Here is a 21,609-nt window from a genome sequence, read left to right as displayed (position 1 = left end):
CAGGCTTTTTGCAGGCATTCAATCCAACACGAGGGGGCTCCCGCCCCCTCGTACTCCCCCTGCAAAAAAGGACTCTTTTCCTTCAGACAGGGTTTTTCGACAAGCTGAGCCCCGCGCCCTTTTGGGCGCGGGGCTTTCGTATGCCTGGAGATCCTTCCGTTTCCCGGAAAACTCAGCCCGCCTGGGCCAGTCCGGCGAAGCGCTGGAGGATAACGGCCACCTGAGCGCGGGTGCAGGAGGCGGCGGGCATCAGGTTGCCGTCGCTGCCCTGGAGCACACCGGCGCCGCAGGCCCACTGCATGGCGGGGATGGCGTACTCGCCCACGGAGGACACGTCCAGATAGCTGAGGATGTTGGTGTCCTCGCCCACGGAGACGTCATAGCCGGCGGCCAGCGCGTACTTGTACAGGAAGACGGCGAACTGCTGGCGCTGGATGGGGGCGCTGGGGCTGAAGGTGGTGGCGGTGGTGCCGTTGGTGATGCCCTGCTCCACGGCCCAGGCCACGGCCCTGGCGCAGAAGGAGTCGGGGGCCACGTCAGTGAACTTTTCTGTCAGCTCCACGTCGGGAGAACCGGCCATGCGGTACAGCACGGCGGCCATCTGGCCACGGGTCATGGTGCCGGTGGGGCTGAAGGTGGTTTCGCTGGTGCCGTTGAACAGCTTGTTCTGATAGGCGTAGACCACGCCGTCATAGTACCAGGCGCTGGTGGCCACGTCGTCGAAGGGCTCGCCGGTGAGGGTGATGCGGCCCTGGGGCGCGGCGTAGTCCACGGGAACGGAGCCGTTCAGCTCCTCGGTGATGTAGGTGATGAGGACCTGGTTGTCCAGCATGACGTCCTCCATCAGGAAGTTGTCGTTCTGGAACATGTTCATGCCGTCGCCGGCGTCATGGAGCATATAGTTGTGGGAGGCCAGGGTGTAGGTGGCCTTGGGATCGATGGGCTTGCCGTCCACCAGCACGTCCTTCACCCGGCGCGCGCCCTCCACGGAGACGAACATCTTCTCATCGTCCACCTTCACGGAGGAGGGGATGGACTGGTCGATGGTGTAGCTCAGGCCGGAGACCTGCAGGAAGCCGCCGTTCTCACCGGGGTTGGAGCGGGACGCCATCTCCAGGGCGTCCAGGATCTGCTGGCCGGTGGCCTCCACCACGCACAGCTCGTTGCCGTAGGGATGGACGGCGATGATCTGCTCATAGGTGATGTCCCCGGCGGGGATGTCGGCCCGGATGCCGCCGCCGTTGACGAAGGCGATGTCGGCATCGCCGATGGCCCGATAGGCATCGGCGCACAGGTCGCCCAGGTTGGTCTCGGCGTTGCGGACGGCCCGCTTGCCGTCGGCGCCCATGATGGTGAGGGTGACGTCGGACTTGGCCACCACCTTCTTCAGCAGGGCGTCGTTCTTGGCTTGGATGCCCTTGACGAAGGTGTCCATGGCGTCGTCCTTCTTCGTGTAGTCGTCCTTGCTGACCAGGCCGGTGGTGACGGAGCCGTCGGGCTTCAGCACCAGCTTGCCAATGTTCTCCAGCTTGGTGCCGGTGGAGGTGAGGATGACGGTTTTGCCGTCCTTGTCCGCCACGGTCTGGGAGGGGATGACGCTGTGGGAGTGGCCGTCGATGAAGGCGGTGAGGCCGGACACGTTGGCGATGATGTCCGTGGAGCGCCAGGGAGCGCTCTGCTCGTCGATGCCGCAGTGGCCCACGGCGATGACGTAGTCGGCGCCCTCGGCCTTGGCGGCGTCAACGGCGGACTGGACGGCCTTGTACAGGTCCTGGCCGTCGCCGCCCTGGCAGAAGCCGTAGATGTAGTTGCCCTTGGCGTCCTGGAAGTAGGTGGGAGTGGACTTGGAGATGGCCTCCGGCGTGTCGATGCCCACGTAGGCCACCTTGGTCTCGCCGTAGGTGATGATCTGATAGGCGTCGAACACGGGCTTGCCGGTCTTCAGATCCATGAAGTTGCAGCAGATGTAGCCGCTCTTCTGGGCCTTGGCCAAGGCCAGGAACTGGTCCATGCCGTAGTCGAACTCATGGTTGCCGGGGACGGCCACGTCGTAGCCCATCTGGTTCATGATGTCCACCAGATACTGGCCCCTGGACAGCGTACCCAGCGCCGCGCCCTGGACGGCGTCGCCGGCGTCCACCAGCGTGACGTAGTCGGTTTTCTCCAGCATGTCCGCCCGGTAGGCGGCCAGCCCCGCGTAGCCGACGGCGTCGTCCACGCCGCAGTGGACGTCGTTGGTGTAGAGCACCACGATGTCGCCCTGAACGGGCTCGGTGGTGGTGTCCGCCGCGCTGACGGTCGTGACGCTCAGAGAGAACAGCATCGCCAGAGTCAGTACGAGGGACAGGAACTTGCTTGATGTTTTCATTCTTGAAACCTCCTCCTGAATTTTGGACCCCGCTGGGATAGTACCTTTATTATACCACATTCCCGTTGAAAGGGAACGGCGGCGCGGCGGGCACGCGGTAAAATTTCATCCCGGTTTTTTGTGAAGTTTTTGAGAAGACCGCCCGGATGGGATAGATATTTCCGGCGCCCCGTGCTACAATGGACGGGAGGAAAAACGAGCCCGTCCGGGGGAGAGACCGGCGGGGGAAAATGAGGAGTGGTTTGCGTGAAAACTCTGCTGAAAGGCGGCACCGTGGTGACGGAGAACGGCCCCAAGCGGGCGGACCTGCTGGTGGACGGCGAGAAGATCGCCAAGGTAGGACGGCTCCTGACCGGCGCGGAGCGGACGGTGGACGTCACCGGCTGTCTGCTGTTCCCGGGCTTTATCGACGCCCATACCCACTTCGACCTGGCCGTGGCGGGCACCACCACGGCGGACAATTTCGAGACCGGCAGCAAGGCGGCCCTCCGGGGCGGCACCACCACGGTCATCGACTTCGCCTGCCCCAACAAGGGGGAGTCCCTTCAGTACGGACTGGATCTGTGGCACGCCAAGGCCGGGGGCCATACCTGGTGCGACTACGGCTTCCACATGACCATCGACGACTGGAACCCCGCCATCCAGGCGGAGCTGCCCAACATGTTCGCCGCGGGCATCTCGTCCTTCAAGATGTATCTGACCTATCCGGCCATGATGATCGGCGACCGGGACGTGTACCTGGCCCTGAAGCGGCTGAAGGCCCTGGGGGGAATCGCCGGGTTCCACTGTGAGAACGCCGGGGTCATCGACGGCATGATCGCCGAGCGGAAGGCCGCCGGGGAGCTGGGAGTGGGCTCCCATCCCCTGACCCGTCCCCAGTATCTGGAGGCGGAGGCGGTGGCCCGGCTGCTGCGCATTGCCCAGGCGGCGGACTGCCCGGTGGTCATCGTCCATCTCACCAATCACGACGCCCTGGAGGAGGTCCGGCGGGCCAGGGCCCGGGGCCAGACCGTCTACGTGGAGACCTGCCCCCAGTACCTGCTGCTGGACGAGAGCCTGTACTTCAACGAGGACTGGTCCCAGGCGGCCCGGTACGTCTGCGCCCCGCCCCTGCGGGACAAGGGAGAGCAGAAGTACCTGTGGGAGGCCCTGAAAAAGGGGGAGATCCAGACCGTCTCCACGGACCACTGCTCCTTCACCCTGGCCCAGAAGGCCATGGGCCGGGAGGACTTCACGAAGATCCCCGGCGGACTTCCCGGCGTGGAGACCAGGGGCGAGCTGATCTACTCCTACGGCGTGGCGAAGCACCGCATCAACCTGACGGCCATGTGCAAGGCCCTCAGCGAGAATCCCGCCCGGCTGTACGGCCTCTATCCCCGGAAGGGCACCCTGCGGCCCGGCGGAGATGCGGACATCGTGGTCTACGACCCCAACGCCAGCCATGTGATCCGGGCGGCGGAGTGCGCTGCCAATGTGGACTACAACCCCTACGAGGGCTTCGTCACCGCCGGAGGCATCCGGCAGGTGTGGCTCCGGGGCCGTCTGGCGGTGGAGAACGGAAACGTCCTGGGCGCGCCGGAGGGACAGTACATGGCCCGGGGCAAGTGCGGGCTGTGAGCCGGCGGGGAACAGCCATGAGGAGAAATTTCAGGACGGCCGTCGCCGCCGGGCTGCTGTCGGTCCTGCTGCTGGCGGGCTGCTCCGGACAGGGGGCCATCTACCAGGCGGATCCCTTCACGCCGGGACTTACGGGTGATACCGTCCCGGCGGACACGGGCAAGGTCCGGAAGAACGTGAAGAAGGCCGCGTCGGCCCTGGAGGAGCTGGGCATCGAGGGCGCGGCGGAGGCCGGAGACCGTCTGCTGGAAGCCCTGGATGCGGAGGAGGACGGCGAGTGGATGGCCGGTTATCTCTCCACCACGGCGGACGCCGCTCTGTGGCTGCTGGACGATCTGGGCGTCGGGGAGTGGGATGCCGACTGGAACTGGACCCCCACCTCTCATCAGGTCTACTGGATGGATCTGGAGGTCTTCAGCCTGGACACCATGTACACCGACACCCTGGCGGGCATTCAGGCCATCACCGCCGGGGACGCGGAATTCACGGACATTGTCGAGGACACCGGCGGCGTGGACTACGACAAGGACAGCGGCACCCAGACCATCACGTTCCTGTGCAATGGCGAACCCTGCCGCTACGACGCGGACTTCCAGGGGGACTGGCTGGACACCGGCTTTCTGACTTACATGGGCAAGGTACTGGACCGTCTGGAGGGGGACCGCTGCCTGTATCTGTGCGCTGACGGCGGCCAGGGCTGTATCCTGCTGTGGCAGACGCCGTCCTGGGCGGCGGAAGTGCGGAGAGCTACCGGCCTGGAGCTGACCCCGGCGGCGGAGGGCTTCAGCGCCCTCTCCATCCTGTCCATGCTGTGACAGCGAGCATTGTCTTTTCAACGAGCAAGGAGGAATCATTATGGAGCATACGATCCTGCTGTTTGGCTTTGACAGCCTGCCGGAGATCCTGGCGGCCCAGGCGGCCGCCGGGCCCTTTGGAACGGAGGTGCGGGCGGTGGGCCCACGGGACTGCGGACTGACCATCGGAGAGCTGGCGGCGGGGAAGACCGCCCCGGAGGGCGCGTCCCCCGTGGCCCTCAATGGCCGGATGGCGGTGCTCTGCGGGCTGGAGGAGCAGATGAACGATCTGCTGCCGGCCCTGCGGGGCGCGGGCGTCACCTGCCTGAAAGCGGTGCTGACGACCCACAACCGGAACTGGACGCCGGAGCGGCTGCTGGCGGAGCTGAACCGGGAGCATCAGGCCATCGAGCGGAAGGGGCGGTGAGGGACCGTGCGGATCCTGGTGTCCGCCTGCCTGCTGGGCTGTCCCTGCCGGTACGACGGCGCGTCCAAGCCCCACCCGGAGGTGCTGGCCCTGGCGGAGCGCCATGCGCTGGTGCCGGTGTGTCCGGAGCAGCTGGGGGGCCTGCCCACGCCCCGTCCCCCCGCCGAGCGCCGGGGAGACCGGGTGATGACGGAGGCGGGGGCCGATGTGACGGCCCAGTACCGCCGGGGAGCGGAGGCGGCTCTGGCACTGGCCCGGACGCTGCGCTGTCAGGCGGCGGTGCTGAAGGAGCGCAGTCCCTCCTGCGGACACGGCGCCATTTACGACGGCGCCTTCACCCGCGCTCTGACGGCAGGGGACGGCGTCACGGCGGCGCTGCTGTCCGCCAATGGCATCCCGGTGTACGGCGAGAGCCGCGCGGGAGAGCTGTGACGGCGGGGAAGCGGAATTCAACGCAGATGACATCAAGGCCCCGGCTCGTGTGAGCCGGGGCCTGTCTGTTCAGATAGGGCGGAAAAATCAGTCGTTGTGATGCTCCGCGTAGAACTGGTCGTAGTCCTTCAGCATGGCCTGGAGCAGATCGGGGGTATCCAGCTCGTAGGGGCACCGGGACTTGCAGGCGTCGCAGTGGACGCACTCCTCGATCTTGTGCATCTTGGCGTACCACTCGTCGGTCATGTACTGCTGATAGGGGGACCGGCGCAGCAGCATGGCCATCCGGGCGGCCTGGGGGATGTCGATGCCGGCGGTGCAGGGCAGGCAGTAGCCGCAGCTGCGGCAGAAGTTGTGGGCCAGCTCCGTCCGGTCATGGTCGATGACGGCCTGCAGCTCCGGGGTCATGGTCTGGCCCCGCTCCGTCAGGTCCAGCCACTGGTCCAGCTCCCACTCATGCTGGATGCCCCAGATGGGTACCACGGTGTCGTGCTGCTGCATGAAGGCGTAGCAGGCGGCGGCGTTGTTCAGCATGCCGCCGGAGAGGCCCTTCATGGCGATGAAGCCCATGTCGTGGGTGCGGCAGTCCGCCACCAGCGCCAGGTCCTTCTCCGAGGACAGATAGCAGAAGGGGAACTGCAGTGTCTCAAAGTTCCCGGACTCGATGGCCTGATGGGCCACCGCCAGCCGGTGATTGGTGATGCCGATGTGGCGGATGTAGCCCTTCTGTTTGGCTTCCAGCGCGGCGGCGAAGGGGCCGTCGGGGTCGTTGATGTCCGGCAGCACCGCCGGATTGTGGAACTGGAACAGGTCGATGTAGTCCGTCCGCAGGCGGCGGAGGCTCGCCTCAATGTGGGCCTGGACGGTCTTCTTGTCCTTGCCGTCGCTCTTGGTGGAGATGACTACGTTCTGCCGGATGCCCTCGAAGGCGATGCCCAGCTTCTCCTCGCTGTCGGTGTATTTGTTGGCGGTGTCGAAGTAGTTGACCCCGGCGTCGTAGGCCCGGCGGACCAGTCTCGCCGCGTCCTCCTTGGAGATGCGCTGGATGGGCAGGGCGCCGAAGGCGGTCTTGGTGACGTACAGCTCCGTGCGGCCCAGACGGACTTTTTTGATATCCATATGTTTTCTCCCCTCTCCCGCCCTCGGCGGATTTTTTTCTGATGATCCATTATATACCCTGGAGTCCGTTTCCCGCAAGGGGTTCCGGATATTCTTCCGGCGGGAGCGGGAGCGCTTGCGGCGGGCAGGAGCTGGTATGATAAGGGGGCAGATCAAAATCCGGAATGGAGGGGCCCATGCAGTTTGTCAGCGGCTTCGTAGACCTGTTTCTTCTGCGGATCATCCTTCACCTGGGACGGCACGATAAGGCAAGCGCCGTCTATGAGCTCCCGGCCATTGCGGCCATGGTCATCGGATGGGCGGCGATTTTCAAGTCCCGGAAGGCTACGAAGCAATCAGACCGGTCCTCCGCGGCGCAGACCTGGGAAAAACGGACAGACCCGTCCCGGGGGCGTTGAAAATATCCGGCGGCTGTGGTAAAATAAATTGGTCATGACCGGCAGAGGGGAGGCGCGGCGGAATGGACAGAGAACTGCATTTGAAGCTGACGGTGCGGCTGTACGCCGACGACGACACCCGCTGCTTCGGCCCGGGCATCGCCACGCTGCTCCACCGGGTGGAGGAGCACAGGTCCCTCCGGGCCGCGGCGGCATCCATGGGCATGGCCTATTCCAAGGCGTGGCGGATCATCCGCACCGCCGAGGCGGTGTTTGACCGCAAGCTGCTGGACTCCACCATCGGCGGACGCCACGGCGGCGGCGCCGTGCTGACGGAGGACGCCCAACGTCTGCTGGCGGCCTACGACCGGTACCGCGCCGATTTGGAGGCCTACGCCCAATCCCGGTTCCGGGACGCCTTCGGAGACTTCGGAGCGGTGTCCCCTGAACAATCAACGGGCCGCGGCGGTTCCACGCCCTCCCGCGGATGAGACAGAAGGAGAACGCACATGCTTTTCAAAAACGACGAGACCAGCCTGCGGCTGGACATCACCAGCTACGAATTCCCCCTGGACAGCGGCGAGCCCGGCAGCGACGACCAGAACTGGCTGGTGATCCGGGCCACCTACACGGACGAGGACGGCCAGCACATCAAGGACTCCAACGCGTGCCTGCTGACCTACGAGCTGCGGGAGCTGACCGCCGGACTGAAGGTGCTGAACGCCGGCATCCGCCAGCGGTACGACAGCGACTTCGCGGAGCCGTACTTTGCCCTGTCCGCGGCGGAGGAGGGGGAGGGCTTCCGGGTGGACGTGTCCTTCGCCCTGCCCAACACCATGGAGGACATCGACACCGCCGAGGTGGAGGCCCTGCTGACCAAGGAGGAGATGAAGGCCCTCATCGCCGAGCTGGACCGGCTGTGCGAGAAGTTCCCGGACCGCAACGGCTGACCATCCCGGGCCGGGTGCGGCCCACAGTTTGACGAAAGGCGGACATCCACCATGAATCTCTGCGATTACGATACCATCCGGGCGCTGCTGGGGCGCCACGGCTTCCACTTCTCCAAGTCCATGGGGCAGAACTTCCTCATCGATCCCACCGTTCCCCGGCGCATCGCCGAATCGTCCGGCGCAGACGGGACCTGCGGCGTGGTGGAGATCGGCCCGGGCATCGGCCCCCTGACGGCGGAACTGGCAAAGCGGGCGGGGAAGGTGACGGCCATTGAACTGGACCGCTCGCTGCTGCCGGTGCTGGCGGAGACCATGGCGGAGTATCCCAGCGTGGAGATCGTCCCCGGCGACGCCCTGAAGCTGGACCTGGCCGCTCTGGCGGCGGAGAAGCTGCCGGGCCTGACGCCCATGGTCTGCGCCAACCTGCCCTACAACATCACCACGCCCATCCTGACGAAGCTGGCGGAGACGCCCTGCATCCAGTCCGTGACGGTGATGATCCAGCGGGAGGTGGCCCAGCGGGTCTGCGCAGCCCCCGGCGATCCGGAGTGCGGCGCATTCTCCCTGCTGATGCAGTACCGCATGGAGACGGAGCTGCTGTTCGACGTGCCGAAGGAGTGCTTCCTGCCTGCGCCGAAGGTGACGTCCTCGGTGATCCGGTGCGTCCGGCGGCAGCGGCCCGCTGTGGAGGTGGAGGACGAGGCGTTTTTCCTCCGGGTCATCCGGGGGGCCTTCCTGCTGCGGCGGAAGACGCTGGTGAACAGTCTGGCGTCCGCCCTGCCGGAGTACGGAAAGGACGGTATCCGCGCCGCCATCGCCGCCGCCGGTCTGCCGGAGACCATCCGGGGAGAGCGGCTGGGCCTGGAGGAGTACGCCCGCCTGACCGCCGCCCTGGCGGAGACACGCTGACGGCGGAGAAGCCCGTCGAAAAAACGAGGAACCCCCGGAGCCCTTCCGGACTCCGGGGAATTTGACGGCGGCGTGAAAGAAAAGCCTTGACATACGGCAAAAAAATCCTTATAATAATCGTTGCTGTATTCGAGCGCAATACGGCTGCTCCGAAAATTGAATATCCGGGTATAGCGCAGTTGGTAGCGCGCGTGGTTCGGGACCACGAGGCCGTGGGTTCAAGTCCCGCTACTCGGACCATGCGGAGTGTCCTTATAGGATCTGAAAAGGTCTGTTGATGATACTCCGCATTTTTTATTTCCAAATTTATATGGCAATCTGTGTGGGGGCGTAGCTTAATGCTACGCCTTTTCTCGTTTCCAAAAGAATGTCCCGCTCGGGGATCTTCCGGCGATCTGGCACCTCAAAGGCTCCAATGCAGTTGTAGTGGATCGTCACCCGCTGATTGGTAATGCCGTCCTCCTTGACCGCAGGATAGACCTCGATGTACTGAATGAGCTCGGCAACCATGCGCTTAGTGATAGTGGTGGCGTCGGTGTAGCGTCGCACCGTTTCCAGAAAGGTGTCCACATCCATCCGCTTATCTTCCAGCTTTTTCAGCTACAACCGCAGCGCCTCGATCCGTCCGGCGTTCTCGCCCTGTTCCTGCTCATATCGCTTGGACATTTTGGCGAACCGGGCATCGTCGATCTTGCCGGACACATTATCCTCATAGAGCCGCTCAAAGAGCATATCCAGCTCCCTATCCCGGGCCAGCAGCCCGTCCAGCTCCCGCTTCTTGCGTACCCTGTCATTTTCCGCTGCCTTGGCGGAGCGCCCTACCATCGCCTTGATGAAGTCGTTTTCGTATTCGTTGGCGAAACAAGCCAGACGGTGTACCTCATAGAGCACTACCTGCTCCAAGAAGTCCAGCCGAATATAGTGGGTAGACGAACATTTGCGGAGCCCGGAATTGTGGTTGCGGCAACTGAAAAACTTGATGTCGTGGTTGCCCTGGTTAAAATGGAAATTCAAATTGCCGCCGCACTCCGGGCATTTCAGATAGCCGCAAAAGGCGCTGGACTCCTGCGTGACGGTAGGCCGTCTGCGCCTGGTGGTTTGCAGGCTTTGTACCTTTTCCCAAGTTACACGGTCAATGATAGGCTCATGGACATTGAGGAAGATCGCCCGGTTTTCCCCCGGGTTTTCAATCCGACGCTTCATCTTGTAGGACTTAGAGTAGGTTTTGAAGTTGATCACATCGCCGCAGTATTCCTGTAAGGTGAGGATCTTCTTGACGGTGGTGTGGTTCCACTTGGTAGGCTCCAGCGTGCTTTTGGAGCCGCCTTTGCTGATCCCCTTGCTGGTTCGATAGGCCGAGGGGTTCAGAGCCCCCATCGTCCCCAGCGCCGTGGCAATCTGCAAGGGGCCGTTGCCCTCCAAGGCCAGACGGTAGATGCAGCGCACCACCTCGGCAGCCTCCGGGTCAATGACCCAAAACCGGGGATCATCCGGGTTTTTCATATAGCCATAGGGCGGCGGAGAAAGCGAAATTCCAGCGTTGCCTTTCATCTTATTGACGATCCGGCGCTTCTTGGAGATGTCCTTGGCGTAGTATTCATTTGTTATATATTGCGTTTCAACGGTGTTCATCAACGGTGAAAAAACAGCATACTGACACAGGTTTTAGAGCGGTTTTAGCCGCTCTTTTTTCTTTTGTGCAAGTTGCTGTTTTCGAGCCGAATTTTTTCTAAGAAATATTTGGCTGTGGTTTGTTTGGAGTGTAGAAGTTGTAGAAAACGCGCAAAATCCGCTTTATTTTCGATGTTTTGGACTGTAAAATAATATTACGCAGTACAGGAGGGAGTGAGTATGCGAGAGAAAGTCAGCACAGCATATTTTCTTGATGACCCTCGAAAATTCAGCAGCATGGAAGAAGCAGAAAAGGAGCTGAACAGGCTTCGTGCCGTCTGCGTCAGGCTGAAAAAGAAACAGGGTGAGGACATCGCTTTTATGCTCGGTCTTTCTGTCACGGACTCACAGTACATGGGCAAAATGGGTTATCAGAAGTCCATGCGCTACGGCGGCAAGAAGGTCTTTATCTGCTCTGAAAGGCGCATACACAACGGCGAGCGGGTAGAGCCTTGCACAGACAAGCCACCGCATATTCACATCATGGTACAGGGGTACGGCGCAAGCACCGCCGCAGAGCGCATCATACAGAGCGTGCGGAAAGGCAATCCAGACTGCAAATGCCACAAGCAGCACTTGAAAACGGCAGAGCAGACAGCGCAGGCAGCGGCATATATAGAGGGGCAAAGCTCTGTTTTGCGGCGGGTTTGAAAAGTGCTTTTGTACGTTTTCATGATGCCTTTGATAATCGCAAAGCATTGATACGCAAGGGTTTGCGGGTGGTCAAGGGGCGCTTTTCATTTGTTATGTAATATATATAGGCTTATAAGCGTTCTATACGCACTATACAGCTACACGGCTAAACCATCGAGCCAATATACAGCGATACGCCTTATACAACAGCTTGCAAAGCTGATGATATAGCAAACTAAAGAAAGGGGATTTTTTACAATGTCTCGACCGCCTATTCCAACGGAATTGAAAAAGAAGCATAGACGGGAGTATATGCGTAACTATCGCAAGCAGAAATTACAGCAGTCATTTGGTACAGCTTTTCAGCGTACCCCCTCACCCCTCACCGCAGAGGGTAATACAGACAACAACACAATGGACAAGATGAAAGGAGAAAAACAGGTATGAACACAAACAACGGATTGCCGTCTGGATGGACGGTCATGCAGCAGCCAAAATGGAAGCCTTATGCGCTGCAAAGTCTGATTGACACCAACCCCTACCCCGCCGCGCTCGCAAAGCTGCAAAAGCAGAAAAAGGATTGCGGCTATACAGACAAGTGGTATCAAGACGAATTGCGGAAGATGAACAAGGAGTGGCGGAACAAGGTACAGAGCGCCATTGAGGAAAATAGCCGCTACATTGACGAGCAGCGGGCAGAAATCGCAAAGGTAAGAGCCGCCAACTTTGAGCACCGCTATACAGAGCGTGACTATGCCGATTTGCAGTTCATGCAGAACCTTATCAAGACACGCATTGCAGCCGAGGGGCAGAACAACGGCGTACTGATTGGGCGCATTGTAGACGATTACATCAATACGCAGGTCGGCGCAAGGGCAATCATGTTTTTGTCCGGTGACAGCGAGGTAGGCAAGCTGCTGCAAGACTACTATCCGAGAGCGGCGCAGAATGCGAAGTCGGCGGCAGAGTTGCAGTTTGAAAAGGATAAGGCGGCAGAACTGGATAGACTGGAAAGCGCACTTATTCCATTCTTACAGGCTAATATCATTGGCGGCGGAATGCTGAAAGCGGCAGAGGAAAGAGTGACCGCAGATATTGTAAAACAGGGTGACGAACTCTATTTTAGTGACGAGGCAGACGAGGACGAAAAGGGAAAGGAGAAAGGCTATGTTTACAGACCGCTTTGAAATTCAGAAAAAGGATTACAGTTACAGCGCACAGGTCAATTTTGCAGAGTGCAGAGAGAAAGTAAAGATTGACCCAAATGCAACCGTATGTGTAGACTTTATGAAAGAGGAACAGGAGAAAAAGGCGGTAAAAGCCGCTGAAAGTCCGCATACAGTCGCACAAAGTACACAGCAGGACAGCGCAAAACCCACGCTCTCGCCGCGAGAAGCAAGCGAGATCGCGTTAGAAGATTCTGATACCGTAACTACACCAGACAGCGCAGAAAACAGCGAGAAAAGTCACGAGAGCAAGGAGAGAGTGTCCAATTTCGCAAATGCAAGGGTATTTTAAGCAGGAATAGCAGAATATGGTACAGAGCAGAAAGGGCGAGAAATGGGCGAGAACAGCGAAATCAAGCAAATAAATATTTTTAGGGGGTATTTCTTCGATGGACGATAGGACGAATATGGCGTTTGAGCGGATAGCTGGGCTAACAGTCAAGCAGTCCGCTTTTCTCATGGAGTACGCCAAGACAGAAAATCTGTCACAGGCTTGCAGAGTGGCGGGTATCAACCGCTCGACAGGCTATAAGTATCTCGAAAACGAGGACTTTCAAGCAGCATTGGAGCAGACAAAGAATAAAATCGTCAATGCAGCGTGGACAAAGCTATCCAGCCAGCTTGAAAAAGCGGTCGATAAGGTCGTTGCAGTATTGGACGACCCAAAGGCAAGCGTAAACGCAAGGCTGAGAGCAACGGAGCTGATTTTCAATTATGCGTCACGCTATGCGGACAGCAGAGATATTCTCTCTCGCATGGAACGGTTGGAGGACAGCTTGAATGCAGAATAAGGTGTTACAGAACAGATTGAAGCGGCTTGAGCGGCGGGCGAACAAGGACAAGACACACTTTGTCTTTTTCGGACAGCCGAAGCGGTCAGAGTTGGCGAAGCTGCCGCCGAATGCAAAGGTGATTATCTTTGTAGGCGAAGATAAAATTCCAAACTGAACAGCAAAGACGGCTATACAGCGAATGGTGCTGCATAGCCGCCTTTTTATGGCTGTTATAGCATTGTGAGTTCGTCGGAGATATTTTCAAAAATAACCAACACACCGTCATACTGCTCTGCCAGTTCGCACAGCTTATTACGGTCTGGCACAAAGCCGCTGCAAATGCAGATGTCGGAATGCTCCATTACGGCACGGAATACCTCTGCTTGCAGCCGTGCGCCCCTGTCCTCTGGATTGGATATATATGGTGCATTATGGGGCAGCATCTTAGGCAGAGGTTGAAAGCCTGCGTTATTCTTTCTTCCCATACACATACTCCCGTTCCGCTTTTTTCAGTCGCTTAAAGGTATGCAGCCAACCGTCATAAGAGCGGTCATGTAGCAACTCAATAATGCTATCACGAGAGGGGTTTTTCCCGCTGCTGAACTTCAACCGTGGGCGAAGTCGGATAATCTCTTTCAGGTCGGTAACATCATCGGGCATTGTATCAAAAATGATAAGGAAACCGTCATAGATGTTTTCATTTTTGATTGCGTCCATTTCGTCTGCTGCGGGAAGGTACTTCATAACCTTGATATTCGGTCTGAACTCAATAACCTTATACAGCTCGTCAATTTTACCGCCAGTGCCTATAAGGTCTCTCTCGCTCTGCCGTTTTTCCTCTATGCGTTCAGCCCAAAACAGGGGCTTCGGTCTTAATCCCATTGTTCATCTCTCCTTTTGCTTGTCAAAAATAATCAGCACACCATCACAGAGCGGATAGTGCTTTGCTTGCCATAGCTGCATGCGTGAGGGCATACCCATGAACACATCCACAAAGGGGTATTGCTCAATAAGGCGCATAACGCTTGCTATCTGCGCTTCTCTGCCCTGCTCTCGCTTTTCTCGCAGTCTGCGCCAAGTCAGTACCATGTATGCCGCACCGCCTTTCAGACCGCACGATACAGCGTGAGAACGCCGTTGACAAGCTGCATGAAGTCACCACGGCTGACTATGGCGTTTGGTGCAAAATCCGCGCTATCCTCAATCCAGCCAAGCGCAACGGCGGTCTGCACCGCTTCAACCGCCCAACCGTCATACTGGATATGTTGCAGCGCACAGGCTTTTGGCTCTGTAAAGCGGCTCAACACGGTAAGTATCTGCGCCCATGTCAGCTTGTCATTCGGATAAAAGCAGCCGTTTCCAACACCCGCCACAATGCCCGCCTTTGCAATGGTGGATACATAGCGGCTGCACCACATATCAGCGGGTACATCGGTAAAGGCGGCTTCTGCGGCTTCATATTCAGCAATACTCTTTTCGTCTAACAGGCGGTAAAGGATAGTTGCCATTTGCGCTCTTGTCAAGCTGTCCTCTAAATGCAGCAAACCGTCACCATAGCCTTGCAGCACCACGGAGCGGGAAAGGTCAATCACAGCATTACCGCAGACAAGAGCGGGTGCGGGGGTCGGCTTTGGCTTACTGGCGGCAGGGCGAGAAGGACGAGAGGGGCGAGAAACAGGCGGCGTATCATCATCGTCATTGTCGCTGTCATCTGGTGTCGGCGTGGGTGCCGGTGTTGGCTCTGGCTCTGGCGTAGGCTCTGGGGCGGGTTTGAAGCGGTCGGCGGCTTCCTGTTCGGTCAAGAATAGCAGCGTTGCGGTATCTGTGTATTCAGACAGCGGCAAGGAAAGCTGTTCGCCTGTTGCGGCATTGTAGAGAAGCCTATCGCCGCTGCTCTCTGCAAGATTCAGTTGCCCACGGCTTGTTATATCGCTATTGCCGTTGCCGTGGATCTCGCTCGCTCTCACGGTGAGAGTGCCGCTATTCACAATGCCGCCTGTGTTGCCGTACACCTTTGACTGCTCCAAGGTGAGGTTGCCGTTGTTTGCAATGACGCTCTCGCCGTCTGGCAGCGTGAAGTCGGTTATGGTGCAGTTGCGGACGGTAACAGCGGCGGCGGGTACGGGGACAGACAGGGCAAGACCGCCGTTTGTCTGAAAGCTGCTGTCAACTATGGTCGCATTACTGCACGCCACAATGAACATGACAAGGTTTGCGCTGCTGCCAGAGAACGAACACCGCTCAATGACTGCGTTTTCAGTATCTACGGCAACCGTGACGGTATTGACAAAATCAGCGGTCATATCCTCTATCGTCAAGCCAGACAAGCCGCCATTGCTGCCAAGAGCGAACATATTACCAGTAAAGCCATTGGAGCGGACAATTTTAACCACCTTGTCGCTGCTGACAGTTTCATCTGAAATCTCAATACAGTCCGCTATGGCGATGCTGTCACCGTCGGCGGCAGCGGCAAGCGCAGCTTTCAGCTCGTCCAAGGTATGGACGGTACAGGCTGACGGTTGGCTTTCCTCGACCTCTGACGCAAAGGTGGTCACAGGCAGACACAGCAGCATAGCCACGGATAGAAAAACGCTCAAAACTCTTTTCACAAATAATCCTCCATTCGTTTGTTCTTTGCTGTCATAGATGCCACAAGGTCACAAATCAGCGTGGCTTCTGCGGCGGTCAGTCCAGAAAGGTCAACGGAACGTTGGTCTTCTCTGCCGAGCAGATAATCGGTGCTGACACGGTAAAGGTCAGCCAAGCGGATAAGAGCCGCATAGGACGGTTGCCGCATATCCAGTTCCCATGACGATACAGCAGACTTTGTGACACCTACCAACAGCGCAACTTGCTCTTGCTTTAGGTGCTTCTCCTGCCGTAGCTGTTTTAGTCTTGCAGACAGGTTATATATCATCGTTTTCACCTCAAGCCCTTGTATTTTATCTGATATGGGTTTTCAGTTGGGCGATTGGAGTGCAACAGTATGTAGACCGCAGAGCAAAGAAAAAGGCTGATACTCACAGCGAATGAGTACCAGCCATAAAAGATATGAAGCGTTGCAAAAAACGCCGTATAAATGCAGATAGTTTATTGCAAAAGTTTTTGCAAGCATCACACCGCCTTTGAAGCCTTAAAACCGCATGGGCGAAATATTACAAAATACCATCGTATTTTATAAGGCAGTATCAGCCTTTGCCTTGTGCGCCGCAAGAATGGGGAAAGGGGCGGGGCAAGTTCTATATCGCACATGACAGCACAGCGGACAATATACAGCCATACAGACACAGCGAAAGCGGCGCACGATACAGCGGCACAGACAGCAGCGGTATCAAGCAGCCTGCATAGACACAAAGCCATAGAGCGCAAGACAGCCAGCGAGAACAGCGGCATATACAGCAGCGCACAGGCACAAGGGCAACGAAGCAGCGATAAGAAAGCGGCAATTTGCATTCATAATATCCTTGCAGGACTGCCAGCCGCCGACACGCCACCCCCCACCCCCGGTTTTGGCGGTGGTATGAAAATGAAGCTCTGTCAAAGGGTAGAGGTCATTTTATTTCGACCTTTTTCTCAACCTTCGTCAAAAAATTTCGGTCTAAATGAGGTTAGCCTGTTCCATGAACTCTTTTAGGATTTTAGCAGATTTGGCATAGCCACGAGCCTTTGCCTCCGGCTCTCTCCGTCCTATTGTTCTGAGAAACCGCTCCAACTGCTTTTGATACTCGTCTATGCTCAACTCGCCGCTGAAAAGGTCATATAAATCTACGCCGAGGGCGGCGTTGTTAGGCTGAGAAGCAAAGATAGCGTCTGAAAAAATCGTTGTTGCGGTGCTTTTGCTCACATCGCTTTGTCCTGCCATATAATCCAGAAAGGCTTTTTTGATTTGCCGCTTCTGGCTGATGAACTGCTCTGTGCAAGCTATTTTGCCATCATTTTTTGGCAGATTGGCGAGGGCGTATTCACAGCATTGTACCACAAGCTGATTAAAAGAAATGTCCTCATTTGCAGCGATTTCTTCCAACTGCTCTATCAAAGTGTTCGACATACGGATTGTTTTGTTGGACGCTTCATTTTTCTGAACGATAAACATAATCATCACCCTCCCATTTTCTATAAACATTCTACATCAAATTAGCAAAGATATATACAGTCAAAATAATAATAAAAAAGTGCTTGCAAAATTAGCGTATAGATGTTATTGTAATTATGCAAATAGTTTATTACAAAAAAGGAGGGCGCAACAATGAAATTTGGATATGCAAGAGTAAGCACCGAGGAGCAGAGCCTTGACCGTCAGATTGACGCACTCAACAGCTATGGCGTGGACGAACTGCTTACCGAAAAAATGACAGGCACGAAGCGCAACCGACCCGAACTGGATAGGCTGCTGGACAAGCTGCGTAACGGTGACACCGTTGTTATCGAAAGCCTGTCTCGGTTAGGACGCTCCACAAAGGACTTGCTTGCGCTGGTGGAGCATTTTGAAAAACAGGGCGTTGTGCTTATCAGTCTGAAAGAGAGCATTGACATCAGCACACCGACTGGAAAGCTGCTTGTGACTGTCCTCTCTGCCCTGTGCCAGTTCGAGCGTGATTTGACCGTGCAGCGGACAAACGAGGGCTTGACCTCTGCCAGAGCGAGAGGGCGCAAGGGCGGCAGACCGCCGAAGGACGCAAAAACGATGGAAAAGGCTTTGAAGCTGTATGACGCAAAGGCGCACAGCATAGCCGAGATTTGCGAGATTTGCGGTATCTCGTCTGGAACGCTGTATAATGCGCTGCACCAGCGGGCGGCGGCTTGCTGACGTGAGAGAGGGGCGAGAGCATGGCGAAAACGGATATATGCGCCTATGTGCGTGTCAGTACCAAGGACAAGGAGCAGTTGAGTTCGTTTGAAAATCAGATGAGCTATTTTCAGCGTGAGTTTGGCGAGAATGATAGCTATAATCTTGTTCAGTTGTATGCAGACTGCGGACGAAGCGGCACAAGTTTGAATCGACCAGCATTTGACAAGATGATTGCAGACGCAGGTGTGGATAAAAACCATATGAACGGTGATTTGTTCCGCATTGTCGGCAAACCGAAGTTCAGCCGCATACTGATAAAGAACACGAGCCGTTTTGCACGAAATGTCAGTGCCGATATGCTTTTGAAAACGCTGCGTAAGAATGGCGTATATGTAGATTTCGTAGACACGAACTTGTCTACCGAGCGTGACAATGACATTATGACGTTGCAGCTATTACAGGTTTTGGACGAAAACGAAAGCCGCGACAAGAGCCGCAAGGTGCTGTTTGGCATACAGGAGGGCATCAAGCGGGGTAATATCCATACGCACGGCAACCTGTATGGCTACAAATACTATCCGAAGCCTGAAAACAGGCTGGAAGTGCGGGAGGACGAAGCGGAGGTCGTGCGGCTGATATTTGACCTGTATGCGAACAAGAATATGGGCGTTCAGCGCATCGGCGAGTATTTGACCGAACACGGCATATTCACAAGACAGGGCAAGCCGTTCAGCGGCAGAAGCCTTTTAATCATACTGCGGAATATCACCTATACAGGGCGAGGTGTCCGCAACAGGTTTACAACAGGCTTGATATTTGAAAAGCACCCTGTAAGAGAAACAGGCAAAGCCGTGATATTTGAAACGGACAAAGTACCTGCCATTATTGATATGGAAACCTTTGAGAAAGCGCAGAGCGTACTTGAAAGCAAGGTGCAGCACCAGGAGCGCAAGGGTATCTATACAGGCAAGACGGACTTTGCGGGTAAATTGGTATGCGGCTGCTGCGGTGCAACCTACTATTCTTCTGGCAGTGACTATATCAAGTCTGCTGGCGGCAGAGTGCGGACATACGCCTGCAAGACCAAGCGCACGATGAAGCGAGACAAGGACGGCAACAGGGTCATGCTCTGCAACAATCCGAATGTGTCTGAAACAAAGATAAACCGTATGCTGCAAAGCCGCGCATTCGGCAACAGCCTTTTCATTCGCTTTCATACTGGCATAGAGGAATTAGAGGGTATTCGGGCGGCGCTGGAAAGTCAGATTGACAAGCAAACCGCCGATGAAGTAAGCTATATGAAAGAGCAGCTTGCAGAGATTATCACGCAAAAGGACAAGCTGTTAGACCTCTACCTGTCTAATATGTTCAGCAAGGAGCAGTTGGACGAGAAAGCCGAGCCGCTCAAAGCCGAGGAAGAACGGCTGCAATACGCCATAAAGCAGCTATCCCGCTCCAATGAGGAAATACAGGCGGATATTGCAGCGGTAGACGAAACGATTGCATATTTGCAGGAGCAAAGGGAGATTTGGCGCAAGGAGTTCAAAACAATTAGCAGAGAAGAAAAGATTGCAGGGTTGGAAAGCATTACTGTCAATCCAGACGGTACGCTCACCTTTAAGCAGAAAGGTATTGAGGAAGTGGATAGGCTGGTGGAAAAGCACCAGTATTTGAAATACCAGTCACGGCGCAAGGTGTCTTGACTATGCTGTTGGATAGAGAGGATTGTCTTATGGATAGTGAAAAAAGAAAAAAGGTCTTAAAAGAGGTCTTGAAAACGTTAGGTGTCATTCTTGCACTTTTTTTGCCACTCATTGTGCTGTTACTCGCCTGTGCTGCGATAGGTAAAGCCACAGGAAAAAATTATGGTAACAACATATTTTTTATTCTTGCGCTTGTAGTCTGTGTACTTATAGCGGCTTGTGGACCGCCATGGTATCTAATTCACAAATTTGCAAAAGGAAAAGTAAAGACAGCCTTATACATTTTGTTGGGACTGTTCCTTATTTGTCCGAGAGATATTGGCTCAATTGACATTAGCCTCTTGGCGAATTTTGGGAAAGACGTACTGTACCTTATTATCAACCTGTTGCTTCTGGTTCTTATCGTAGGCGGAATTGTGCTTTTTATATATCTTTTGTTTGAAAAGCCTTTTTGGGGAATTGCGCTTTTGGCGTCTGCCATAGTTGGAACTGAGATAGTGGATAATTGGGGAAAAGCTCAGAGCAGGATAGCGGCAGGCATTATGGTACTTATAATCTTGTGCTTTGTACTGCCGAGAGCGTATATAGAAAAGAAGCGAAAAGACAATGGAGAGTTGGCGAGGATAAAAGGGCAGCACATTTACGGCTTATCAGCCCAATCCGAAGAAACTGTAAAAGCCATAGTATATCAAGATAAAATTGTCTTTAAGTACACTATGTCTGAAGAAACAAGGAGTTTTCAACATATTACAGATGTTTCTTTCCGTTCTGAAAGAACATTTGTCGGGCAAACAACTATCGCTCACCGCAAGACAAACCTTACATCTGCAATTTCGTTGGGACCGCGCGGTGGTGTGACAAGGACATGGATTCGCACTCCAGAAACAACCTATACCACGCAAGACAACTATAAGACCTATTGGTACTTGAGTATAGATACAGATGAAGGCTCAATTATGCTGCGCTTTAAGCATAGTTCCCGTCTTGCTGAATTTGTTGGACAGTGTAAAATCTGCATTGCTCAAATAGTCAACCGAGGTTACGAAAATGAGTACGAAGTGGCAGACGAAGATACTGCTGACGAGCGTTACAAGGTCGAAGATGAACGCATTGACATTGACAAAATGGACGGTGGAACATTCGAGCATTTCTGCGCTGATTTGCTGCGTGTGAACGGTTGGACAGACGTGCGGGTCACACCTGCGTCTGGTGACCACGGCATCGACATTACAGCAGAGAAAGACGATATAAAATGGGGCTTCCAATGCAAGCGTTGGGGCGATACAAAGGTGGACGCTATTGCCATAGGACAGACCTACAAGGGCAAAGCACTTTATGAGTGCGATATGGTGGCAGTTATCACTACAAGCACACTCACAGCGCAAGCAGAGGGTGAAGCAAAGCAGTTAGGTATCAAAGTATGGGGGCGGGGCAAAATCCGTCAGTTAATGAGCAAGCTGGATAATGCAGATGATTATTACCTATCCGCATAACCGTACATCTCGCCCGCTCTCATGCGTTCTCTCCCAGTTGCAGCGCAACAGGCTATAAACAACACCCAAAAAGAAAAAGCACTTGCAACCGCCGCTCTCGTAGCGAGACAGTTACAAGTGCTTTTACTATGCTGTGCGCTTTTGCGCCGTTGGCAAATACCGTTGAAAAGCAAAACAAAACATTTATAATGTTCTTGAACGGGGTGAAATCGTCCTCGGGGTCTGTCCCAAATTCTGTGTAAACACCGAAATGCGGTGCAAATAGAGCAAAATATATTCAAGGTGGAAGTGGTGCAAGCTGCTGCCGCCTTGTTTTCAAAATAACAGT

Annotated in this window: 27 protein-coding genes and 1 tRNA gene; 18 read left to right on the top strand and 10 right to left on the bottom strand. The window is 55.9% G+C overall.

What is annotated here, in order from left to right; translation table 11 throughout:
• Positions 1-172: 172 nt before the first annotated feature.
• The gene (locus tag ACTNBU_RS10300) at positions 173-2,368 is read right to left on the bottom strand and encodes a 5'-nucleotidase C-terminal domain-containing protein (RefSeq protein WP_441033663.1); all 2,196 of its coding nucleotides are present in this window, start codon (positions 2,366-2,368) and stop codon (positions 173-175) included.
• Positions 2,369-2,614: 246 nt separating this feature from the next.
• Between ACTNBU_RS10300 and hydA the strand changes: the two genes are divergently transcribed.
• Genes hydA through ACTNBU_RS10280 form a run of 4 tightly spaced genes read left to right on the top strand, consistent with a single transcriptional unit; the run spans position 2,615 to position 5,638 of the window.
• A complete protein-coding gene (hydA, locus tag ACTNBU_RS10295; RefSeq protein ID WP_441033661.1) occupies positions 2,615-3,985 on the top strand; it encodes a dihydropyrimidinase in 1,371 nt (456 codons plus the stop codon).
• Positions 3,986-4,002: 17 nt separating this feature from the next.
• Positions 4,003-4,800: a hypothetical protein gene (locus ACTNBU_RS10290; RefSeq protein ID WP_441033659.1), complete on the top strand. Its 798-nt coding sequence runs from the start codon at positions 4,003-4,005 to the stop codon at positions 4,798-4,800.
• A gap of 40 nt (positions 4,801-4,840) precedes the next feature.
• Positions 4,841-5,206 carry a DUF3783 domain-containing protein gene (locus ACTNBU_RS10285; protein WP_441033657.1) on the top strand — a complete coding sequence of 122 codons (366 nt, stop codon included), beginning with the start codon at positions 4,841-4,843 and terminating at the stop codon, positions 5,204-5,206.
• Positions 5,207-5,212: 6 nt separating this feature from the next.
• Positions 5,213-5,638 carry a DUF523 domain-containing protein gene (locus tag ACTNBU_RS10280; RefSeq protein WP_441033654.1) on the top strand — a complete coding sequence of 142 codons (426 nt, stop codon included), beginning with the start codon at positions 5,213-5,215 and terminating at the stop codon, positions 5,636-5,638.
• A gap of 87 nt (positions 5,639-5,725) precedes the next feature.
• On the opposite strand, the gene ACTNBU_RS10275 is transcribed toward ACTNBU_RS10280, so the two are convergent.
• Entirely contained in the window at positions 5,726-6,757 is a 1,032-nt protein-coding gene (locus tag ACTNBU_RS10275) for an aldo/keto reductase (protein WP_441033652.1), read from the bottom strand.
• A gap of 176 nt (positions 6,758-6,933) precedes the next feature.
• On the opposite strand from ACTNBU_RS10275, the gene ACTNBU_RS10270 reads away from it, so the two are divergent.
• The 5 genes from ACTNBU_RS10270 to ACTNBU_RS10250 all read left to right on the top strand — a co-directional run bounded on the left by ACTNBU_RS10270 (position 6,934) and on the right by ACTNBU_RS10250 (position 9,233).
• Positions 6,934-7,155: a hypothetical protein gene (locus tag ACTNBU_RS10270; protein ID WP_441033650.1), complete on the top strand. Its 222-nt coding sequence runs from the start codon at positions 6,934-6,936 to the stop codon at positions 7,153-7,155.
• Positions 7,156-7,217: 62 nt separating this feature from the next.
• The gene (locus ACTNBU_RS10265) at positions 7,218-7,625 is read left to right on the top strand and encodes a winged helix-turn-helix domain-containing protein (protein ID WP_441033647.1); all 408 of its coding nucleotides are present in this window, start codon (positions 7,218-7,220) and stop codon (positions 7,623-7,625) included.
• 18 nt (positions 7,626-7,643) lie between these two features.
• Positions 7,644-8,084 (top strand): WapI family immunity protein, encoded by a 441-nt coding sequence (locus ACTNBU_RS10260; protein WP_441033644.1) that lies wholly within the window; start codon positions 7,644-7,646, stop codon positions 8,082-8,084.
• Positions 8,085-8,135: 51 nt separating this feature from the next.
• Positions 8,136-8,993: a 16S rRNA (adenine(1518)-N(6)/adenine(1519)-N(6))-dimethyltransferase RsmA gene (gene rsmA / locus ACTNBU_RS10255; protein ID WP_441033641.1), complete on the top strand. Its 858-nt coding sequence runs from the start codon at positions 8,136-8,138 to the stop codon at positions 8,991-8,993.
• Between the two features lie 164 nt (positions 8,994-9,157).
• Positions 9,158-9,233 (top strand) — tRNA-Pro (locus ACTNBU_RS10250).
• Between the two features lie 66 nt (positions 9,234-9,299).
• Here ACTNBU_RS10250 and ACTNBU_RS10245 read toward each other — a convergent pair.
• Together ACTNBU_RS10245 and ACTNBU_RS10240 are read right to left on the bottom strand one after the other, a co-directional pair.
• Positions 9,300-9,584: a DUF4368 domain-containing protein gene (locus ACTNBU_RS10245; RefSeq protein WP_441033666.1), complete on the bottom strand. Its 285-nt coding sequence runs from the start codon at positions 9,582-9,584 to the stop codon at positions 9,300-9,302.
• 9 nt (positions 9,585-9,593) lie between these two features.
• Complete coding sequence (locus tag ACTNBU_RS10240; protein WP_441033638.1) at positions 9,594-10,625, bottom strand: recombinase family protein; 1,032 nt, start codon at positions 10,623-10,625, stop codon at positions 9,594-9,596.
• A gap of 219 nt (positions 10,626-10,844) precedes the next feature.
• On the opposite strand from ACTNBU_RS10240, the gene ACTNBU_RS10235 reads away from it, so the two are divergent.
• The 6 genes from ACTNBU_RS10235 (at position 10,845) to ACTNBU_RS10210 (ending at position 13,471) form a co-directional block, all read left to right on the top strand.
• Positions 10,845-11,315 carry a hypothetical protein gene (locus ACTNBU_RS10235; RefSeq protein WP_337541564.1) on the top strand — a complete coding sequence of 157 codons (471 nt, stop codon included), beginning with the start codon at positions 10,845-10,847 and terminating at the stop codon, positions 11,313-11,315.
• Positions 11,316-11,609: 294 nt separating this feature from the next.
• The gene (locus ACTNBU_RS10230; protein WP_441033635.1) at positions 11,610-11,744 is read left to right on the top strand and encodes a hypothetical protein; all 135 of its coding nucleotides are present in this window, start codon (positions 11,610-11,612) and stop codon (positions 11,742-11,744) included.
• Positions 11,741-12,484, top strand: a complete 744-nt coding sequence (locus tag ACTNBU_RS10225) for a hypothetical protein (protein WP_441033632.1) — start codon at positions 11,741-11,743, stop codon at positions 12,482-12,484. Before ACTNBU_RS10230 ends, ACTNBU_RS10225 begins: the two co-directional genes overlap by 4 nt.
• Complete coding sequence (locus ACTNBU_RS10220) at positions 12,465-12,815, top strand: hypothetical protein (RefSeq protein WP_441033629.1); 351 nt, start codon at positions 12,465-12,467, stop codon at positions 12,813-12,815. The genes ACTNBU_RS10225 and ACTNBU_RS10220 overlap by 20 nt, the downstream gene beginning before the upstream one ends.
• A gap of 97 nt (positions 12,816-12,912) precedes the next feature.
• Complete coding sequence (locus ACTNBU_RS10215; RefSeq protein WP_337541561.1) at positions 12,913-13,314, top strand: hypothetical protein; 402 nt, start codon at positions 12,913-12,915, stop codon at positions 13,312-13,314.
• Complete coding sequence (locus ACTNBU_RS10210) at positions 13,304-13,471, top strand: hypothetical protein (protein ID WP_337541560.1); 168 nt, start codon at positions 13,304-13,306, stop codon at positions 13,469-13,471. Before ACTNBU_RS10215 ends, ACTNBU_RS10210 begins: the two co-directional genes overlap by 11 nt.
• Before the next feature lie 55 nt (positions 13,472-13,526).
• On the opposite strand, the gene ACTNBU_RS10205 is transcribed toward ACTNBU_RS10210, so the two are convergent.
• From ACTNBU_RS10205 to ACTNBU_RS10180, 6 genes are all read right to left on the bottom strand, one after another.
• Complete coding sequence (locus ACTNBU_RS10205; RefSeq protein ID WP_441033626.1) at positions 13,527-13,781, bottom strand: hypothetical protein; 255 nt, start codon at positions 13,779-13,781, stop codon at positions 13,527-13,529.
• On the bottom strand, positions 13,765-14,178 hold the full coding sequence (locus ACTNBU_RS10200; protein WP_441033623.1) for a hypothetical protein: 414 nt from the start codon (positions 14,176-14,178) through the stop codon (positions 13,765-13,767). Before ACTNBU_RS10200 ends, ACTNBU_RS10205 begins: the two co-directional genes overlap by 17 nt.
• Before the next feature lie 3 nt (positions 14,179-14,181).
• Positions 14,182-14,385, bottom strand: a complete 204-nt coding sequence (locus tag ACTNBU_RS10195; RefSeq protein ID WP_441033620.1) for a hypothetical protein — start codon at positions 14,383-14,385, stop codon at positions 14,182-14,184.
• Positions 14,386-14,402: 17 nt separating this feature from the next.
• The gene (locus tag ACTNBU_RS10190) at positions 14,403-15,905 is read right to left on the bottom strand and encodes an S-layer homology domain-containing protein (protein ID WP_441033617.1); all 1,503 of its coding nucleotides are present in this window, start codon (positions 15,903-15,905) and stop codon (positions 14,403-14,405) included.
• On the bottom strand, positions 15,902-16,213 hold the full coding sequence (locus tag ACTNBU_RS10185; protein ID WP_441033614.1) for a helix-turn-helix domain-containing protein: 312 nt from the start codon (positions 16,211-16,213) through the stop codon (positions 15,902-15,904). Before ACTNBU_RS10185 ends, ACTNBU_RS10190 begins: the two co-directional genes overlap by 4 nt.
• 681 nt (positions 16,214-16,894) lie before the next feature.
• On the bottom strand, positions 16,895-17,389 hold the full coding sequence (locus ACTNBU_RS10180; protein WP_441033611.1) for a hypothetical protein: 495 nt from the start codon (positions 17,387-17,389) through the stop codon (positions 16,895-16,897).
• Between the two features lie 153 nt (positions 17,390-17,542).
• Here ACTNBU_RS10180 and ACTNBU_RS10175 point away from each other — a divergent pair, with 153 nt between their 5' ends.
• From ACTNBU_RS10175 to ACTNBU_RS10165, 3 genes are read left to right on the top strand one after another with little or no spacing between them, the layout of a single operon-like run.
• Complete coding sequence (locus ACTNBU_RS10175) at positions 17,543-18,103, top strand: recombinase family protein (protein WP_441033608.1); 561 nt, start codon at positions 17,543-17,545, stop codon at positions 18,101-18,103.
• A gap of 20 nt (positions 18,104-18,123) precedes the next feature.
• Entirely contained in the window at positions 18,124-19,788 is a 1,665-nt protein-coding gene (locus ACTNBU_RS10170) for a recombinase family protein (RefSeq protein ID WP_337541548.1), read from the top strand.
• A 29-nt stretch (positions 19,789-19,817) separates the two neighbouring features.
• Complete coding sequence (locus ACTNBU_RS10165) at positions 19,818-21,281, top strand: restriction endonuclease (protein ID WP_337541545.1); 1,464 nt, start codon at positions 19,818-19,820, stop codon at positions 21,279-21,281.
• The last annotated feature ends 328 nt before the right edge of the window (positions 21,282-21,609 follow it).

Origin of the sequence: Dysosmobacter sp. HCP28S3_G4 (assembly GCF_052065175.1) — a bacterium.
Lineage (GTDB): Bacteria > Bacillota > Clostridia > Oscillospirales > Oscillospiraceae > Oscillibacter.
The sequence above is the reverse complement of the archived record's forward strand: the minus strand, read 5'-3'. Positions and strand labels throughout refer to the sequence as shown.

Excerpts from the sequence above, each read along its gene's own strand:
- ACTNBU_RS10205 (WP_441033626.1), bottom strand. The coding sequence starts at position 13,781 with ATGGGAAGAAAGAATAACGCAGGCTTTCAACCTCTGCCTAAGATGCTG.
- ACTNBU_RS10185 (WP_441033614.1), bottom strand. The coding sequence starts at position 16,213 with ATGATATATAACCTGTCTGCAAGACTAAAACAGCTACGGCAGGAGAAG.
- ACTNBU_RS10240 (WP_441033638.1), bottom strand. The coding sequence starts at position 10,625 with ATGAACACCGTTGAAACGCAATATATAACAAATGAATACTACGCCAAG.
- ACTNBU_RS10165 (WP_337541545.1), top strand. The coding sequence starts at position 19,818 with ATGGATAGTGAAAAAAGAAAAAAGGTCTTAAAAGAGGTCTTGAAAACG.
- ACTNBU_RS10270 (WP_441033650.1), top strand. The coding sequence starts at position 6,934 with ATGCAGTTTGTCAGCGGCTTCGTAGACCTGTTTCTTCTGCGGATCATC.
- ACTNBU_RS10195 (WP_441033620.1), bottom strand. The coding sequence starts at position 14,385 with ATGGTACTGACTTGGCGCAGACTGCGAGAAAAGCGAGAGCAGGGCAGA.
- ACTNBU_RS10260 (WP_441033644.1), top strand. The coding sequence starts at position 7,644 with ATGCTTTTCAAAAACGACGAGACCAGCCTGCGGCTGGACATCACCAGC.
- ACTNBU_RS10235 (WP_337541564.1), top strand. The coding sequence starts at position 10,845 with ATGCGAGAGAAAGTCAGCACAGCATATTTTCTTGATGACCCTCGAAAA.
- ACTNBU_RS10285 (WP_441033657.1), top strand. The coding sequence starts at position 4,841 with ATGGAGCATACGATCCTGCTGTTTGGCTTTGACAGCCTGCCGGAGATC.
- ACTNBU_RS10170 (WP_337541548.1), top strand. The coding sequence starts at position 18,124 with ATGGCGAAAACGGATATATGCGCCTATGTGCGTGTCAGTACCAAGGAC.
- ACTNBU_RS10225 (WP_441033632.1), top strand. The coding sequence starts at position 11,741 with ATGAACACAAACAACGGATTGCCGTCTGGATGGACGGTCATGCAGCAG.
- ACTNBU_RS10180 (WP_441033611.1), bottom strand. The coding sequence starts at position 17,389 with ATGTTTATCGTTCAGAAAAATGAAGCGTCCAACAAAACAATCCGTATG.
- ACTNBU_RS10300 (WP_441033663.1), bottom strand. The coding sequence starts at position 2,368 with ATGAAAACATCAAGCAAGTTCCTGTCCCTCGTACTGACTCTGGCGATG.
- ACTNBU_RS10230 (WP_441033635.1), top strand. The coding sequence starts at position 11,610 with ATGCGTAACTATCGCAAGCAGAAATTACAGCAGTCATTTGGTACAGCT.
- ACTNBU_RS10210 (WP_337541560.1), top strand. The coding sequence starts at position 13,304 with ATGCAGAATAAGGTGTTACAGAACAGATTGAAGCGGCTTGAGCGGCGG.
- ACTNBU_RS10215 (WP_337541561.1), top strand. The coding sequence starts at position 12,913 with ATGGACGATAGGACGAATATGGCGTTTGAGCGGATAGCTGGGCTAACA.
- ACTNBU_RS10275 (WP_441033652.1), bottom strand. The coding sequence starts at position 6,757 with ATGGATATCAAAAAAGTCCGTCTGGGCCGCACGGAGCTGTACGTCACC.
- ACTNBU_RS10175 (WP_441033608.1), top strand. The coding sequence starts at position 17,543 with ATGAAATTTGGATATGCAAGAGTAAGCACCGAGGAGCAGAGCCTTGAC.
- ACTNBU_RS10200 (WP_441033623.1), bottom strand. The coding sequence starts at position 14,178 with ATGGGATTAAGACCGAAGCCCCTGTTTTGGGCTGAACGCATAGAGGAA.
- ACTNBU_RS10220 (WP_441033629.1), top strand. The coding sequence starts at position 12,465 with ATGTTTACAGACCGCTTTGAAATTCAGAAAAAGGATTACAGTTACAGC.
- ACTNBU_RS10265 (WP_441033647.1), top strand. The coding sequence starts at position 7,218 with ATGGACAGAGAACTGCATTTGAAGCTGACGGTGCGGCTGTACGCCGAC.
- rsmA (WP_441033641.1), top strand. The coding sequence starts at position 8,136 with ATGAATCTCTGCGATTACGATACCATCCGGGCGCTGCTGGGGCGCCAC.
- ACTNBU_RS10290 (WP_441033659.1), top strand. The coding sequence starts at position 4,003 with ATGAGGAGAAATTTCAGGACGGCCGTCGCCGCCGGGCTGCTGTCGGTC.